Origin of the sequence: Nesterenkonia natronophila (assembly GCF_003595215.1) — a bacterium.
GTDB classification, from domain to species: domain Bacteria; phylum Actinomycetota; class Actinomycetes; order Actinomycetales; family Micrococcaceae; genus Nesterenkonia; species Nesterenkonia natronophila.
In genome coordinates, this window is sequence record NZ_QYZP01000003.1 from 375,571 (window position 1) to 391,048 (window position 15,478).

Genomic DNA, 15,478 nt, shown 5'->3' on the forward strand with positions numbered 1-15,478 from the left:
CTGGCCGTGCAGCATAGGGAGTTATCAGCTATGACCGAAACCATCACTGTACGCGGGTTCACCGGCACCACACCAGAGGTGAAGAACCCCGATTCAGAGAACCCCGTTACGACATTCCGACTGGGAGCTACACCTCGCTGGCGAAGCGGACAGACGGGCGAATGGACCTCCGGGGAAACGAATTGGTACACCGTCGCGTGTTTCGGTCGCCTCGCACTTAATGTGGCGGACTCCCTCCATAAAGGTGACCCCGTCGTGGTCGTGGGCCGCCCCAAGGTTCGCACGTGGAGGAATGATCAGAACGAGACCGGTGCTGAGATCGAAATCAGTGCGCAGAGCGTCGGCCACGACCTGAAGTTCGGCACCACGCAGTACCGCAAGGTCAACCGGAGCGAATCTGCGCCGCCAGCACCAGCCTCCACCGGCACCGCTGAAGGTGACGCAGCTGACCAGAATGATGCGGCGCCACCCCCTCAGGCACAGCCGACCCCACCGACCACCTGGGACGGACAGTCCCAGCTTTCCACGGCTGCCTGAGGGTGGCGCCGCAGGGGCGCAATGACCGTGCGCTCAGTCGCGGGTCAGCCGCCGGTGCGTGACTCGGCTAGGCCGTGCCGCGTCAGCGCCGAGGCGTTCTACCTTGTTCTGGGTGTACGACTCGAAGTTGCCTTCAAACCAGTACCAATTGGCAGGATTCTGCTCAGTACCTTCCCAGGCGAGCACGTGAGTCGCCACGCGGTCTAGGAACCACCGGTCGTGGGAGATGACGACGGCACAACCGGGGAACTCCAACAGGGCGTTCTCCAGCGAGCTCAGTGTTTCCACATCGAGGTCGTTGGTGGGCTCATCGAGCAGGAGCAGGTTCCCGCCCTGTTTAAGTGTCAAGGCGAGGTTTAGCCGGTTGCGTTCACCTCCGGAGAGGACCCCGGCGCGCTTCTGTTGATCCGGTCCTTTGAAGCCAAATGACGAGACGTAGGCCCTCGAGGGCATCTCAACATTTCCGACTTGGATGAAGTCCATTCCGTCGGAGACGACCTCCCACAGGCTCTTGTCGGCGTCGATACCCGCTCGGGACTGATCAACGTAGCTCATTTTGACCGAATCGCCGATGGTGAGATTCCCGCCGTCTAGGTCTTCCAGCCCGACGATAGTCTTGAACAGCGTTGACTTGCCCACTCCGTTCGGGCCGATCACACCCACGATGCCGTTACGCGGCAGGGAGAACGATAGCCCGTCGATCAGCTTCCGGTCGCCGAAGCCCTTCTGCAGGTTTTCGGCTTCGATAACCTGGGTTCCCAACCGCGGTCCGGGTGGGATCTGGATTTCTTCGAAGTCCAGCTTCTTGGTGCGCTCGGCCTCCGCTGCCATCTCCTCATACCGGGCCAGGCGTGCTTTGGATTTCGCCTGGCGCCCCTTGGCGTTGGAGCGGACCCAGTCGAGCTCCTCGGACAGACGCTTCGCAAGCTTGGCGTCTTTCTTGCCCTGAACCTCCATGCGGGAGCGTTTCTTCTCCAAGTATGTCGTGTAATTGCCCTCGTAGGGATAGAGCCTCCCCCTGTCCACCTCACAAATCCATTGGGCCACATGATCCAGAAAGTACCGGTCGTGGGTCACAGCTAGGACAGCGCCTTCGTAGGAGGCGAGATGCTGTTCCAGCCACAGCACTGATTCAGCATCCAAGTGGTTCGTAGGCTCGTCCAGCAGCAGCAGGTCGGGCTTGGACAGCAGGAGTTTGCACAACGCGACGCGGCGGCGTTCTCCACCGGAGAGGTGGGTGACTTGCTCCTCACCGGGGGGACAGCGTAGGGCGTCCATGGCCTGCTCCACCTGAGAGTCGATGTCCCAGGCGTTGGCCGCGTCGATCTCCTCCTGGAGTTTGCCCATCTCCTCCATGAGCGCTTCGAAATCGGCATCCGGGTTGGCCATCTCGTCACTGATCTCGTTGTAGCGGATCACTTTGGTGTAGATGTCACCCAGGCCCTCTTGGACGTTCCCGAGGACTGTCTTGTCCTCGCTCAGCGGCGGTTCCTGCTGGAGAATGCCCACGGAGTAACCGGGGCTGAGCCGCGCCTCACCATTGGAAGGTTCGTCCATTCCTGCCATGATCTTCAGGATCGTCGACTTGCCGGCCCCATTGGGGCCCAGCACGCCGATCTTAGCTCCCGGGTAGAAGGACATCGTCACGTCATCGAGGATGACCTTGTCGCCTACCTTCTTGCGTGCTTTTACCATCGAGTAAATAAACTCAGCCATGCTCTCTCCCTTGTGTTAATTGGGATCCGGATTTAGGGGTGTTCAAAGAATGTCCACCGGTTTCCGGGCCTCATCCCTACGCCTCGTCGCTTGGCACATACTCCACGAGGATACGACGAACTTCGCTATGTTGCGCATTCCCCTGGGTTGCGGTCTCGCTGAATACGGCGTGAGCTGCGACACCCACCCGCGGCCAGGCCCTCCAGCGCTTCACCACGTGAAGCCGCCTCGGACAGGTTCTCGCTGTTGTTGTCAGCCGCGGAGGCAGTGAGAGGCTGTGCGTGCTCCATCGGAGAGTCGCTCAATGGCGCCACGTGGGGCCATGGTGGGGTGAAGACGAAGCATCGGGCAGATTTTGTGCGGTGAGACTGAGGCACCAAAACTCCCGGGGCTCTGTCCAGCACAGGCAGGCCACGGTCATCGGACTGTCCAGCGGAGCTGTTATCGACGGAGACATCATTGACCCCGCGAAGGACTACCAACCCAAGATTGAATGAACGATGTCCCGGCACAGCCCGCGCCACGCAAAGAGATACGTGCCAGGCCACCGGATAGACGATGTCTCGACACCTCAGATGCAGTTAGATGCAGCTCCTAGGATGAACGTGCAAGCGCGTGCTTCTTGATCGCCTCGAATTCCTGCGCAGTGATGGTTCCGGCTGAGGCGAGAGTTTGGGCTTGGGCGATTTCCGCGGCTGGACTGTGCTGCTGAGTGACCTTGCGAATGCGGTCATCAATCGCATCTTCCGCCTGCTTCGATCGAGTCGCAGCGCGTTCCTGCATACCCGGTCCTCGCGCAACTAGGTAGACAAGCACTGTGAGGAACGGAACGAAGATGAGGAAAAGCGTCCACGCCGCTTTGCCCCATCCGTTGAGTTTGTGATCTCGAAAAAGGTCGCTGATTACTGAGAACAGGGCGATGAGGTACGCGATGAACGCGAAGACCCAGAAAAATGCCCAGACCACGCTCCAGAATTCAGACAAATCAAACATGATTTTCTCCTTTCATCGGCACTCGTGACGCTGCTTGCTCATCCCCGACCGCGAGACCCGAACTGCCCTAAGTCAAGCGTGGCTCCCTCGACTGGGATCGCCTAGGGTCAAAGGTCACATGAGCATCATCACCCCGTCTCCGGGAGTGCGCGATGGATCCACCCCATTCTTGCCTCAGGAGAAGCTCATCGGAGTTTGACAGCTACTCGTTGCTGCCGGGGCATGACATAGAGCCAAGGGGTCCACGGCCGCGCCCAGACCAGGATCACCGTGAGGAACAGCGCGATCCCTGTCATGAGCATCACCTGAAGGCCTGCAGTGAGGTCCGTTGCGGAAAAAACGTGATCGCGGAGAAGCACGATGATGGGAAAGTGCGCGACGTAGACCACCACCGAGCTGCGACCGCACCACTCAACGAACTGGACCACCGCTCCCCTGGCCAGACGGGGGGCCGCCCAAAGGACAACGGAAATGCCAGCGACAGATATCCCGGCGGCTGTCACCGATCCGATGCGCAGACTGCGGTCGTCCACCCCCATATGCGCCAGAACGGCGACCGCCAGGAAGAGTGGAAGGATCACTGTCCAGGGGACTCTGACCCACCGGTCCACCTGCGGCGCGGCCCACGCGCCAAGGAAGAAGAATGCCCCGTACCAGAAGGTGCTTCCGAGCAGACCACCGTGGACAATTGTGGTGGAGACGTACGTACCGATCATGGCTGTGAACATGCCAAGGTAGGCCCAGCTATGGCAGCTGGGGGCCCGCGTCACAAGAGGCTTGAACCCCGCGGCAACTGTGTAGCAGATCAGCAGGGACATCAGAAACCACAAATAGTCTTGATGGAACTGCCACTCCAAAATGTTCGGCACGCCGAGGCCGCCGCGAACGAAGAATCCGTAGAGGCAGAGCCACACCAGCAGCGGCCAAGCGATGGCGGCCACCTTGCCCCATATGTAGAGCGGCAAAGGCTTCGCTAATGATCGGTGCAGGAGCATCCCAGACATGAACATCAGCAGAGGCATCCGGAACGGTGTCAGGTAGCGGTTCACCTCGGACCACCACTCGACGCTGGCTCCAGCAATGTTCTGGCTGTTCGCATGCAGGACGACGACCAACAGGACCGCGAGACCGCGCAGGAAGTCCATCCACTGCATCCGCGAGGCTTGAGTTATCACGGGGTATAAGACTAGTCCACGTACTCGGTGCAGGTTCGGTGATTAGGAATGTCCCGGTGGAGCAGCCAGAGACCCTCATCGTCAGCAGTGACCGCCTCGAAGTCCAACCGCTCAGCGCGCGCTAATGCCTGATCGGGAGTCTTGGGGTCAGTGCCACCGAGTTCGTCCACCCAGGTATCGATGATGAGCCAATTGGCTCTGTCCTCGTCCAGCGTGCCCGCCAGGCCTACGTATGACCGGTGAGTCAGATGCGGAGCTGCGGTGTCGGCAGCCTCGACGCAGGCACCTGCGGGAATGAGGTCGACCGCCCGCTGATGGGCCTGTGCGCGCTCAGACATATGCCAATTCTGACCGGTGTAGGTCCAGTGGAGTGGAAAAATGTGGTGCTCACGCTCCGTGGCGAACTGCAGGATGAGGCCTCCCCCCAGGGATAGCGCAATCAGACTGATGGGGAGAATTGTCGCTGGCCGGAATGTCTTGCCGCGCGTGCCGGACCGGCCGCGGATGCGGCGGAGCGTGTCGAAGGCAGCAAGCAGGAAGATCACCGACAAAGTCGCATCGTAGTGATACACCAGACCCCAGACAGTCAGCCGGTCATTGAAAAGCCTGGAGAGCAGCATCGGCAGCGCGATGATGGTGTAGGGCGAGGCGAGCGGCAAAAACCACAGTGGCACCAAGTGTGCGGCAACCAGCGCAATCTTCAGCGGGTGATCCACCAATATCGGAAGCGCGTTCCAGGGCTGTGTGAGGAGAAAGACGGCAGCAGCGCCCGCGCTGGGTCCCAGAGCCGAGTAGTCCCAATAGGCGAATTCACCATCAGGTGCGAAATGTGGAATGACGACACCGACAGCGACCCAGAGCCCAGTGAGGCCCAGGAGCATAAGACACCCGGCGGGGAACCAATGCCGTTTGATCAACAGCACCGCGGCAATCGCGAGACAAGTGGCACCCATATCCTCACGGACCAGCAGCAGGAATGACGAGAGAACGACGGCGGTCCAGGGGCGCCTGCGCTCTACAGCCCAAATGACCCATCCGATAACCGGCACCGCGAACGCGATTTCATGAAAGTCCCAGTCGATGAACACCTGGAAGGGCCACCACGCCAATAAAGCACCCGCGGCCAGGAGACCGATGCGGTGGCTGAACCACCCACGGACTACAAAGTAGACCGGAACCGCCGCAGAGACCAGCAGCACCACCAACGCGACGTTGAGCACCCGCGGATCGTCCCAGATCCAATAGAGCGGAGCGAGCACAGCAATGATGGGATGGAAGTGGTCTCCAAGCAGATGGAAGTCCTCCCCCTTAATCGGAACGATAGGCGCCTCAAACTGCGCGTAGCGGCGCACCGCCTGGTCGAATATTCCGAGGTCGTAGCCACGAGCTTCGAAGTTTCGGAACCGGAGGAACGAATGGGAAAGATACAGTCCAGCGAACACAGTCATCACAACGACAAGACTCAGCGTGTCCTTTGCCGTAGGACGGGTCATCGGGGCGCCCTGTGCTGGTTTCCAGTAATCGGCACCTCACCAGTGTGAAGCTGCTCTGCAGTGTGGACACCCGTGCTCGTCTTGCGGTCCGCCTCAAGGGTTTCCACCTGGAGGCGATCATAAGTGTGCACCGCATAGGTGCGTCTGAGTCCTGGAATTCTGAAGTACAAGGGGGTGGCAAACCATCCCTGAGTCCACACCCACCGAGCAGAGGGCAGCACGGCGATGAGGACCATGCATGCCACGGAGGTAGTAAGCGAGAGCCGGAGCATGTCTTCATCCAGGTCAAGGAATTCGCCCACTGCGAGCTGGTCCTGTGCCCCGTAGCAGATGAAGAAGCCCACAGTGAAGATGACCCACTTGGTCTGCCAATCATTGCGGACGCCGATCGCCGCGAAGAGTGGCAGGAGCCACAGGAGATACCACGGGTGAATGATGGGAGACAGCACCACTAGTGCCGCGAACGCCCATGTCATCCTATGCAGGATATGTCGATCGCGGCCAACGAACATTAACAGCACCACAATCAACACGCTGGTCAGCCGTCCGATCACTCGCAGAACGTCCAATGTCCAGTCGGCCTCCTGTCCGAGAGCCTGCAGGGTGTTGCTCAGCGTGTCATCCACGATCCCTAGCGGTGACCAGAACGATTTCCCTGTGTCTCCGGTCCCTGCCAGCACCATCAACCAGCGAAAGCCATATCCGTTGACCCATCCCACGGCCAAGAGGATCAAACCCGTCAGGCCTGCAGTAAGGCCCCAATAGGTGAACTTGCGCAGCCATGACGTCTCACCCTCAGCCCTGGCCGCGGCCCATAACAGCGCTACGAACGGCAGCAGCACCATCGAGATGATCTTCATACCGATGGACACGGTGACCAAGACAATGGCTCCCGCTCCCCTGGACCAATGTTTGTCCGCAGTCGCGGCAACGTAGATTCCGGCTAGAGCAAAACCCATCATTAGGGCGTCATTATGGGCACTAGAGATGAAACTGATGATGAACAGCGGGTTGGCACAGGCCAGCCACTGGGCTCTACCTCCGTGAACCCCGCAGTGCTCTGCCAGTTTGGGCACATAAATCATGATCAGCAGCACCCCACCGACGCAAGCTAACCGAAAGAGCAACACCGCCGTGTCCACGTGATTATTGGTGACCCACATAACCGCCGCCTCGATCCAGAGGAACATGGGACCGTAGGGGGTCTCTGACTGTGCCCACATAGGATCGGTGCCGAAATGAAACCAGTTCTCGAGTTGAGAGACTCCCTCCTGGTAGGGGTCGCCGCCAGCCAGCACCAGGCGTCCCTGATTAAGGTACGCATAGACATCGCGCGAGAAGATCGGCACACAGAAGAGGTGAGGAATCGACCACACCGCAGTGGCAATGTTGACCAGGCGCAGACTGCCAATGGGCCAGGATGCCCGCTCAGACTCCCGCAGCGCGCGGCCCAGCAATATCCAGGCATGGAACATCACCCAGCAACCCAGGGTCAGCGCCACAGTGGAGATGGTTACACCCCAGAATTCGGTGCGCAGGGGAATCACCCAGGACCAGCGGCTGATTTCCGACCCGTTAGCCAACCAGCCCACGCCGAACGAACCGAAGAGGACGAGAAGAGAGCCGAGTAGCCCCTGAATTACGGCGCGGGGCACTCCCGCTGTTCTCAGATGGGGCTGCTCAGCGTCGCCTGCGGGTGCGGCTAGTCTTTGCACCTGAAGAAACTACCACTGCGGAGCTCAGAGCCGCGGATACTTAGAAGGCTCGGACTCAGCTATATGCTCCAGCACACGCACTACCTGAGCAGAATATCCGTACTCGTTGTCATACCAGACATAGAGGATGGCCTGCTTGCCGTTGACGATCGTCGCCAATCCATCCACAACTCCGGCCGCAGTTGATCCGACAAAGTCGGTCGAGACCACTTCCGCGGAATCGATGTAGTCGACCTGGGAGTGCAAGGGGCCTTCGAGGGACTGTTTGCGCAGGAACGTGTTGAGCTCCTCCTTAGTGGTCTCCTTTTCCAGCTCCAGGATGAGGATCGCCATAGAGACGTTTGGGGTGGGGACACGGATGGCATTTCCGGAGAGTTTGCCCGCAAGCTCAGGGAGCGCTTTGGCCACCGCTTTGGCCGCGCCAGTTTCAGTGAGAACCATGTTGAGCACAGCCGAGCGGCCTCGCCGCTCACCCTTGTGAAAATTATCGATCAGGTTCTGATCATTGGTGTAGGAATGGACGGTCTCTACGTGTCCGTGGTCGATCCCGTAGTGATCCTGCATCAGCTTCGCCACCGGCGTGATCGCGTTAGTGGTGCAGCTGGCAGCTGACAACAGAGGTGAATCATCGTCGATCTGTGAGTGGTTCACCCCGTAGACGATGTTCTTGATCTCACCCTTGCCCGGCGCCGTCAGCAACACCCGGGATACCCCGGTGGACTGGAGATGTTTGCTCAGACCTTCCTCATCCCGCCAGATACCGGTGTTGTCAACGACCACGGCGCTGTTGATGCCGTATTCGGTGTAATCGACTTCCTCGGGAGTGGAGGCGTAAATAACCTTGATGTAGGTACCGTTGGCAATAATTGCGCTGTTCTCCTCATCGACCCTGATGGATCCGGCAAAGGGCCCGTGGACAGAGTCCCGACGCAGCAGCGAGGCTCGTTTGGCAAGATCGTTGCCCTTGCCCTTACGCACCACTATGGCGCGCAGCCGGAGTCCTGTGGCTGAGGAAGCGTGACCGACCATAATGCGTGCCAGGAGACGACCGATGCGTCCGAATCCATAGAGCACCACGTCCTGCGGTTCCGCGCGTCCCTGACCTTTCTTGCCGACGATATCGGCCAACTCTTCACGCAGAAAAGCGTCGACATCGGAGCTGTGGGAGGCTTTGAAGCGGTTGTTGAGCCTGGCAATATCGATGCTCGCGGCTCCGAGGTCCAAAGTGTCCAGAGCCTGCACCAATGGGAGAGTCTCGGAGATGGGAAGCTCCACCTCATCAACCTGGCGGGCGAAACGGTGGGCCTTAAGTATGTCGATCGCTGACTGATTGACCAGTTGGCGGCCGTAGATGCTGGTGACCACATTGTTCTCGCGGTAGAGCCGCCCGATCAGAGGGATCATGGTCTCTGCTTGGGCTTCGCGGTCGATCCATTCGTTGAGGTGCTTGCTCACTGCGGACATGGAGGATTGAGACCCTTTCGACTAAGACGTCTTTGTCTTGCTGACGGACCTACTCTATACAAGACCGGCGGGCGGGACGGGCCGGTCGGTAAGCCGGGTTCTGTCGTGGACCATCATCCATCTGGGTGCCGCGTTGCCGCGGACCTCAAGCGGTCAACCCGGATACTCGGGCGGGCAGCCCTCGGACGTATCCTGCTCGACCTTGCTCCGGATGGGGTTTGCCAAGCCGCCTCAGTCACCTGAAGCGCTGGTGGGCTCTTACCCCACCGTTTCACCCTTACCTGCGCTGGGGACCAGCAGCAGGCGGTCTGTTTTCTGTGGCACTGGCCTGCGGGTTGCCCCGAGTGGGCGTTACCCACCATCCCGCCCTGCGGAGCCCGGACTTTCCTCGACACTGCGTGCCGCGATGGCCTAACCGACCCGCCCCTACACCCAATGGTACGTCCTCTCGGGGCGCCACGGCTTGCTACTCTGTCCCGGTGCTCATCATGCTTCCGCCCAGTGAGGGCAAGACACCACCGGCCAATAACCAAGCCGAGGTCCTGGACGTTGATTCTCTGACGCTGCCCTCCCTCGCCCCGGAACGTAGGCAGGTTCTGCAGGATCTGATCTCCGCCAGTGAGCGAAAGGACGCTCAGCAGCTCCTCCGGGTCGGAGACAAGGTCATGGACGAGGTGGCCGCAAACCAAGGGTTGCGGCAGGCTCCCACCGCACCCGCTCACCAGATCTACACCGGCGTGCTGTTCGACGCCTTGGCAACCGAGTCCCTGACTACTGAGCAGCGTAAGCGTGCCGAAACCACGGTAATGATCTTTTCCGGGTTGTTTGGAGTGACCGGCTTCACGGACCGAATTCCCGCCTACCGGTGCGCAATCGACGTAAACCTGCCTAAAACGGGCAAGCTGAGCTCATTCTGGAAGGAGCGGCTGGCCGCCCCGCTGAAGGAACAGGTCCAGAACCAGTTGGTGGTGGATTGCCGTTCAGCTTCCTACGCCCGAACCTTTCGACCGGACCCTCAACAGACCTTGGCGGTGAACAGCTTCACGGAGCGGGACGGTCGACGCACTGTCGTCACACATTTCGCCAAAGCGGCCAGAGGCAAACTCACCGGGATGCTGCTCCGAGCGGCTTCGCCGCCGCAAACGATCGATGACGTCGCTGACATCGCCTCCCAAGAGTGGCAGGTCGAAGTCCGGCCGGCCGCAGGGAACACACCCCACCAACTCGACCTGATCTCTGCAGATCGCAGCGCCGAATGACCGAGCAGGATCCCGCCCCTACCAGGACGTTCAGATGAACAGGGCGGGATCCAACGCGTAGGCGGCCGGATCCACCAAAGGCTGGTGCTCCTCTTCACGGCGTTTGCGGTCCTTGGCGGGAACACCGATGAGCACTGAGTCTTCGGGAGCAGACTTCACCACAACGGCGTTCGCGCCCACCGCGGAGTTCTCACCGATCAGGACGGGGCCCAGCACCTTTGCACCTGCGCCCACCGTCACACCATCACCCAAGGTTGGATGGCGCTTGGTCTGCTCCAAAGAGGTGCCGCCCAAGGTCACGCCCTGGTACAGCATGCAGTCGTCACCGATCTCAGCGGTCTCTCCGATGACCACACCCATGCCATGGTCAATGAAAAACCGACGCCCGATCGTGGAACCTGGGTGGATCTCGATTCCAGTGAGCCCTCGAGCGACCTGGGAGAGGACTCGCGCTGGTGTCTTCAGAGGCTTCACCGCCCACATTCTGTGGGCCAGCCGGTGCGCCCAAATCGCATGCAGCCCAGAGTAAGCCAACACTATTTCGGCGTTGGACCGAGCAGCGGGGTCGTGCTCGCGCGCGGTGGTGATGTCCTCGCGCAGTCGTGAAATGAAGCCCAAGGGTCAGTGTCCTTCCGATGTCCCGGGCGGCTGGTCTCCCTAGCCGCGAATATCTTCGAAGAGCATGGTAGAGATATAGCGTTCCCCGAAGTCACATGCGACTGTCACGATGAGCTTATCCCGCATTTCTTCGCGTGATGCCACCTTCAGGGCAGAGGCTACATTGGCGCCTGTGGAGATGCCGCCCAGGATACCTTCCTCTCTGCCCAGCCGGCGGGCAGTCTCCACGGATTCCTCCAGGTTGGCGGTGATGACCTCGTTGTAGATATCTCGATCGAGAATGTCGGGGACAAAATTCGGCCCGATGCCCTGGATTTTATGGGGGCCCGGTGTGCCACCGGAGAGAATCGGAGAATCCTCCGGCTCCACCGCTACGATGTGAATATCGGGGTTGTGCTCCCTGAGGCGACGCCCTGCGCCGGTGATGGTTCCCCCAGTGCCAATGCCGAAGACCACGGCATCGACTTCCCCATCCGTATCGCGCCAGATCTCTTCACCGGTGGTGTTGTAGTGCACAGTGGGGTTGGCCTCGTTGGCGAACTGTCGGGCCCAGATGGAGTTCTCGGTCTCCTCGACGATCTGCTTGGCCTTCTCAACTGCACCTCGCATTCCCTCTGCTCCGGGAGTCAGCACAATCTCAGCCCCGTAAGCACGCAGCATGACCCGGCGCTCAGTGGACATCGTCTCCGGCATAGTCAGCACCACCCGATAACCCCGTGCTGCACCCACCATCGCCAGTGCGATCCCGGTGTTGCCCGAGGTGCCTTCAACGATCGTGCCACCGGGCTTCAGCGCGCCAGCGGACTCGGCGGCATCAATAATTGCTCCGCCGATCCGGTCCTTCACCGACGAGGCCGGCGAATAGAACTCCAACTTCACAGCCACGTTGCCAGGGAGGTCAGAGTCGAGCTTGTTCAGCCTCACAAGGGGCGTATTACCGATGGCTTCGGTGATGTTGTTGAGCATGGGCATTGATGCTGTCCTTTCGGTGACATGGCGATTGTGCGTCGGAGTCCAGACTATCCGCGGCTGCTGGCTGCCGTTATGCAGAGACTTCTTGCCGGAGCCACTGGCTCCACTCCGCGCGCAGCTTGGCAATCTTGGGATCGATGATGAATTGACAGTAGCCCAATCCCGGCTGGCGAGAGTGGAAGTCTTGGTGCTCCGGCTCGGCCTCATGGATGGTTCCCAGCGGCTCAAGGGTGGTCACGATCGCTCCCGCGAAATGCTTCTGTGCGGCCTTGATCACCCTCTGAAACTCAGCCTTCTCCGCCGGGGACTGATAGAACATTGCTGACCGGTACTGGGTGCCGACATCATAACCCTGACGGTTGAGCGACGTGGGGTCGTGAGTCGAGAAGAAAATGTCGTACAGCACCTCCGCAGGAAGCTGACCGGTGTCGAAGGTGATTTCCACTGCTTCAGCGTGACCCGTAGTTCCGGAGCACACTGCGTGGTAATGAGCCGGACCGGTGCCACCGGTGTAGATAGAGCGTACGCGGCTGACGCCGATCAGCCTTCGGGCTATGGAGTCCAGGCACCAGAAGCAGCCGGCTGCGAGAACTACTGTCCGATCAGTCATACCGATGCCAACTGCCTCGCCCTGCGGTTCATTCCTGGGGCTCACTGCCCGAACAGGGTAGAAATGAGCCATGACACACACCCCATTACTGCAGGAGGTGCTCGATGTTGTCGAGGACCTGTGGCCGGCGTACCTTGCGGAGGATTGGGACGCGGTGGGTCTTGTGCTCGGCCGCCGAAACTCAGAGGTGGCCAAAATACACTTCGCTGTGGATCCGGTGGCCGATGTGGTGGAGGAAGCTTGTACAGCGGAGGCCGACCTGCTCATCACACACCATCCGCTGCTGCTGCGAGGGGTGACCAGTGTGGAAGCAGGCACCTTCAAGGGGGCGGCCGTTCACCGACTCATCGAATCAGGATGCGCCCTGCTGAGCGCGCACACCAACGGCGACTCTGCCGTCGGCGGAGTCAATGACGTTCTCTGCGAGATCCTGGGGCTGGAAGACACACGTCCGCTGGCGCAAGCGCGGGAGGGGTTGTCCGAGGAGGGCCTGGGACGCATCGGCACCCTGCCGGAGGGCACAACGTTAGGAGACTTCGCTGCAAGGGTCTTCGCAATCCTTCCGGCGGTTGCAGGGGGTGTGCGGGTAGCCGGTGACGGCAACGCCTTCATCCAACGGGTTGCACTGTGCGGTGGCGCCGGAGACTCTCTGCTCGGTGCAGCGCGGGAGGTGGAGGCCGATGTGTATCTCACTGCGGACCTGCGTCACCATCCGGCTTCTGAAGCGCGCGAGGCCGTCGGGGGCCAGCGACCCTACCTGATTGACGTTTCACACTTCGCAAGCGAGTGGCTTTGGCTGCCCGCTGCCGCTCAGACCCTAGACCGAGCACTGGCGGATCGCGGCTACGAGGTGGAGATCGCCGTCTCCGGAATCAACACCGACCCATGGGATTTCGTCATCACCCCGGGCTCCTGACCCAGCCGGACCTCCGACGTCCGGGACAGCTGACGACGGACGACGGTAGAGTTCTCATCTGTGACTGACCTAATTGTTGAAGCTGACGGCGGCAGCCGTGGAAATCCAGGTATCGCCGGTGCCGGCGCGCTCGTCCGTGACCAGGAGGGAGAGCTCCTCGCCGTCAAAGCTGTCCCTCTGGGAAGAGCCAGCAATAACGTAGCCGAATACGCGGGGCTCATCGCGGGGCTCGAGTTGGTGCGGGACATCGATCCGCAAGCCTCGGTGGAGGTCCGAATGGACTCCAAGCTCGTCGTCGAACAGATGAGCGGACGCTGGAAGATCAAGCACGAGGATATGAAGCGGCTGGCCCATCAAGCCAGCCAGATCCTGTCCCCCATACAGGTCACCTACACGTGGATTCCACGTGCGGACAATGGCGATGCCGACCGACTCAGCAATGAGGCCATGGACGCCTCGGCTGCCGGCACCGAGTGGGATCCGGCGGAAAGCGCCCTTCGAGTGAGGTGACTACACCTCGGTCTCAGACCGATCCCCGGACCAGCGGGTGTGGAAAGTCCCGGGCTTGTCGACACGCTCGTATGTGTGCGCCCCGAAGTAGTCGCGCAGTCCCTGCGTCAGGGACGCAGGGAGCCGGTCCCGGCGAAGGGAGTCGTAATAGGCCAAGGAGGAGCTGAACACCGGTGCCGGAACGCCATAAGTGGCGGCCGCAGCAACCACTCGGCGCCACGCGGGCAAGCATTCGTGGATTGCTTCCGTGAATTCCGGCGCCAGGAGCAGATTCGCTGGCCGCTCCCCCGCAGGAGCTTCATAAGCTTTCATAATGGTGTCCAGCAGGTCGGCTCGGATGATGCATCCGGCACGCCACAGACTGGCGATTGTCCGCATATCAAGTTCCCAGCCGTACTGCTCTCCCGCAGCGGTGAGCATATCGAAACCCTGCGCGTAGGAGACGAGCTTTGATGCGTAGAGCGCTTTGCGGATGTCTTCCACAAATTCCTGACGGGCGTCTCCGGAGCCGTACAACTCCTCAGCGGTAACCGCTTCATTGACGCCCGCAGGGAAGACTTCGTTGGTCACCGTGCGTAGTTGCTGTTGAGCAGAGATTGACCGGGCGAACACTGACTCCGCGATCGTCGTCACCGGCGACCCTACGTCCATGCCGGATATGGCAGTCCAGCGGCCGGTGCCCTTCTGGCCCGCAGCATCGACGATCACATCGACCAAGGGGCGTCCGGTGAGCTCGTCCTCCTGCTCCAGAACCTCAGAGGTGATCTCTATCAGGTAGGAAGCCAAATCTGTGGTATTCCACTCGCGAAACACCTTCGCCTGTTGGCCCGGCTCCAGGCCGGTGAGGGATCGCATTAAGTCATAAGATTCACCAATGACCTGCATATCGGCGTATTCGATGCCGTTGTGAACCATCTTCACGAAGTGACCGGCACCATCGGTCCCCACCCATGCACAGCAGGGCTCTCCGTGATAGTCGGCAGCGATCTTCTCCAGCATGGGGCCCAGTGTCCGGTAGGACTCCTTGGAGCCCCCAGGCATGATTGACGGCCCGTTCAACGCACCTTCCTCCCCACCAGAAACCCCGACCCCGACGAAGTGCAGGCCGCGCTCTCGCAGGGCTGCCTCGCGGCGTCGCGTCTCCTCATAGTGAGAGTTGCCGGCATCGATGACGATGTCGCCTTCCTCCAGCAGCGGAATCAGCTCATCGATGACGGCGTCCACTGGGGTCCCGGCTTTCACCATGACGAGCACCCGGCGCGGACGTTCCAGCGATTCCACCAGTTGCGACAAGGACTCAGCCCGAACGAACTCGCCTTCGGATGAGTACGAATTCATCAACGCGTCAGTCCGTCCGACCGTCCGGTTGTGCAGGGCTACGGTGTATCCGTTCCTTGCCAGGTTCCGAGCCAGATTTGCGCCCATGACGGCAAGGCCGGTCACTCCGATATCAGCGCCCATTGAATGCGTCTCCCTCAGCGATCAGTCAGTGTTGAGTGC

The 15,478-nt window shown here is 60.5% G+C and carries 14 protein-coding genes and 1 other RNA gene; 4 read left to right on the forward strand and 11 right to left on the reverse strand.

Annotated elements, in window-relative coordinates:
- Positions 1–30: 30 nt before the first annotated feature.
- The gene (locus D3250_RS10695) at positions 31–537 is read left to right on the forward strand and encodes a single-stranded DNA-binding protein (RefSeq protein ID WP_119903368.1); all 507 of its coding nucleotides are present in this window, start codon (positions 31–33) and stop codon (positions 535–537) included.
- A gap of 33 nt (positions 538–570) precedes the next feature.
- Here D3250_RS10695 and ettA read toward each other — a convergent pair whose 3' ends face one another.
- The 7 genes from ettA to rnpB form a co-directional block, all read right to left on the reverse strand.
- On the reverse strand, positions 571–2,253 hold the full coding sequence (ettA, locus tag D3250_RS10700) for an energy-dependent translational throttle protein EttA (RefSeq protein WP_119903369.1): 1,683 nt from the start codon (positions 2,251–2,253) through the stop codon (positions 571–573).
- 594 nt (positions 2,254–2,847) lie between these two features.
- Positions 2,848–3,246: a PLD nuclease N-terminal domain-containing protein gene (locus D3250_RS10705; protein WP_119903370.1), complete on the reverse strand. Its 399-nt coding sequence runs from the start codon at positions 3,244–3,246 to the stop codon at positions 2,848–2,850.
- Positions 3,247–3,431: 185 nt separating this feature from the next.
- Positions 3,432–4,421 (reverse strand): acyltransferase family protein, encoded by a 990-nt coding sequence (locus D3250_RS10710; RefSeq protein ID WP_147383526.1) that lies wholly within the window; start codon positions 4,419–4,421, stop codon positions 3,432–3,434.
- A gap of 11 nt (positions 4,422–4,432) precedes the next feature.
- Positions 4,433–5,914, reverse strand: a complete 1,482-nt coding sequence (locus D3250_RS10715; protein WP_225973284.1) for a DUF2079 domain-containing protein — start codon at positions 5,912–5,914, stop codon at positions 4,433–4,435.
- Positions 5,911–7,569, reverse strand: a complete 1,659-nt coding sequence (mptB, locus tag D3250_RS10720; RefSeq protein ID WP_119903372.1) for a polyprenol phosphomannose-dependent alpha 1,6 mannosyltransferase MptB — start codon at positions 7,567–7,569, stop codon at positions 5,911–5,913. The genes D3250_RS10715 and mptB overlap by 4 nt, the downstream gene beginning before the upstream one ends.
- Positions 7,570–7,653: 84 nt before the next feature.
- Positions 7,654–9,093, reverse strand: a complete 1,440-nt coding sequence (locus D3250_RS10725; protein ID WP_119903373.1) for a glyceraldehyde-3-phosphate dehydrogenase — start codon at positions 9,091–9,093, stop codon at positions 7,654–7,656.
- Between the two features lie 73 nt (positions 9,094–9,166).
- Positions 9,167–9,516: RNase P RNA component class A (gene rnpB, locus D3250_RS10730), an RNA gene on the reverse strand.
- Between the two features lie 65 nt (positions 9,517–9,581).
- On the opposite strand from rnpB, the gene D3250_RS10735 reads away from it, so the two are divergent.
- Positions 9,582–10,352, forward strand: coding sequence for a YaaA family protein (locus D3250_RS10735; RefSeq protein WP_119903374.1), 771 nt, complete (start codon positions 9,582–9,584; stop codon positions 10,350–10,352).
- Between the two features lie 30 nt (positions 10,353–10,382).
- Here the strand turns inward: D3250_RS10735 and epsC are convergent, their stop codons facing one another.
- The 3 genes from epsC to msrA form a co-directional block, all read right to left on the reverse strand.
- Positions 10,383–10,970, reverse strand: coding sequence for a serine O-acetyltransferase EpsC (gene epsC / locus D3250_RS10740; protein ID WP_119903375.1), 588 nt, complete (start codon positions 10,968–10,970; stop codon positions 10,383–10,385).
- 39 nt (positions 10,971–11,009) lie between these two features.
- Positions 11,010–11,942 carry a cysteine synthase A gene (gene cysK, locus D3250_RS10745; protein ID WP_119903376.1) on the reverse strand — a complete coding sequence of 311 codons (933 nt, stop codon included), beginning with the start codon at positions 11,940–11,942 and terminating at the stop codon, positions 11,010–11,012.
- Positions 11,943–12,012: 70 nt separating this feature from the next.
- Positions 12,013–12,552 carry a peptide-methionine (S)-S-oxide reductase MsrA gene (msrA, locus tag D3250_RS10750; RefSeq protein WP_119903577.1) on the reverse strand — a complete coding sequence of 180 codons (540 nt, stop codon included), beginning with the start codon at positions 12,550–12,552 and terminating at the stop codon, positions 12,013–12,015.
- Positions 12,553–12,622: 70 nt separating this feature from the next.
- On the opposite strand from msrA, the gene D3250_RS10755 reads away from it, so the two are divergent.
- The gene (locus tag D3250_RS10755) at positions 12,623–13,468 is read left to right on the forward strand and encodes a Nif3-like dinuclear metal center hexameric protein (RefSeq protein ID WP_119903377.1); all 846 of its coding nucleotides are present in this window, start codon (positions 12,623–12,625) and stop codon (positions 13,466–13,468) included.
- A 60-nt stretch (positions 13,469–13,528) separates the two neighbouring features.
- On the forward strand, positions 13,529–13,978 hold the full coding sequence (locus D3250_RS10760) for a reverse transcriptase-like protein (protein ID WP_119903378.1): 450 nt from the start codon (positions 13,529–13,531) through the stop codon (positions 13,976–13,978).
- Here D3250_RS10760 and gnd read toward each other — a convergent pair whose 3' ends face one another.
- Positions 13,979–15,439, reverse strand: a complete 1,461-nt coding sequence (gene gnd / locus D3250_RS10765) for an NADP-dependent phosphogluconate dehydrogenase (RefSeq protein WP_119903379.1) — start codon at positions 15,437–15,439, stop codon at positions 13,979–13,981. It abuts the gene before it with no gap.
- Positions 15,440–15,478: the final 39 nt, after the last annotated feature.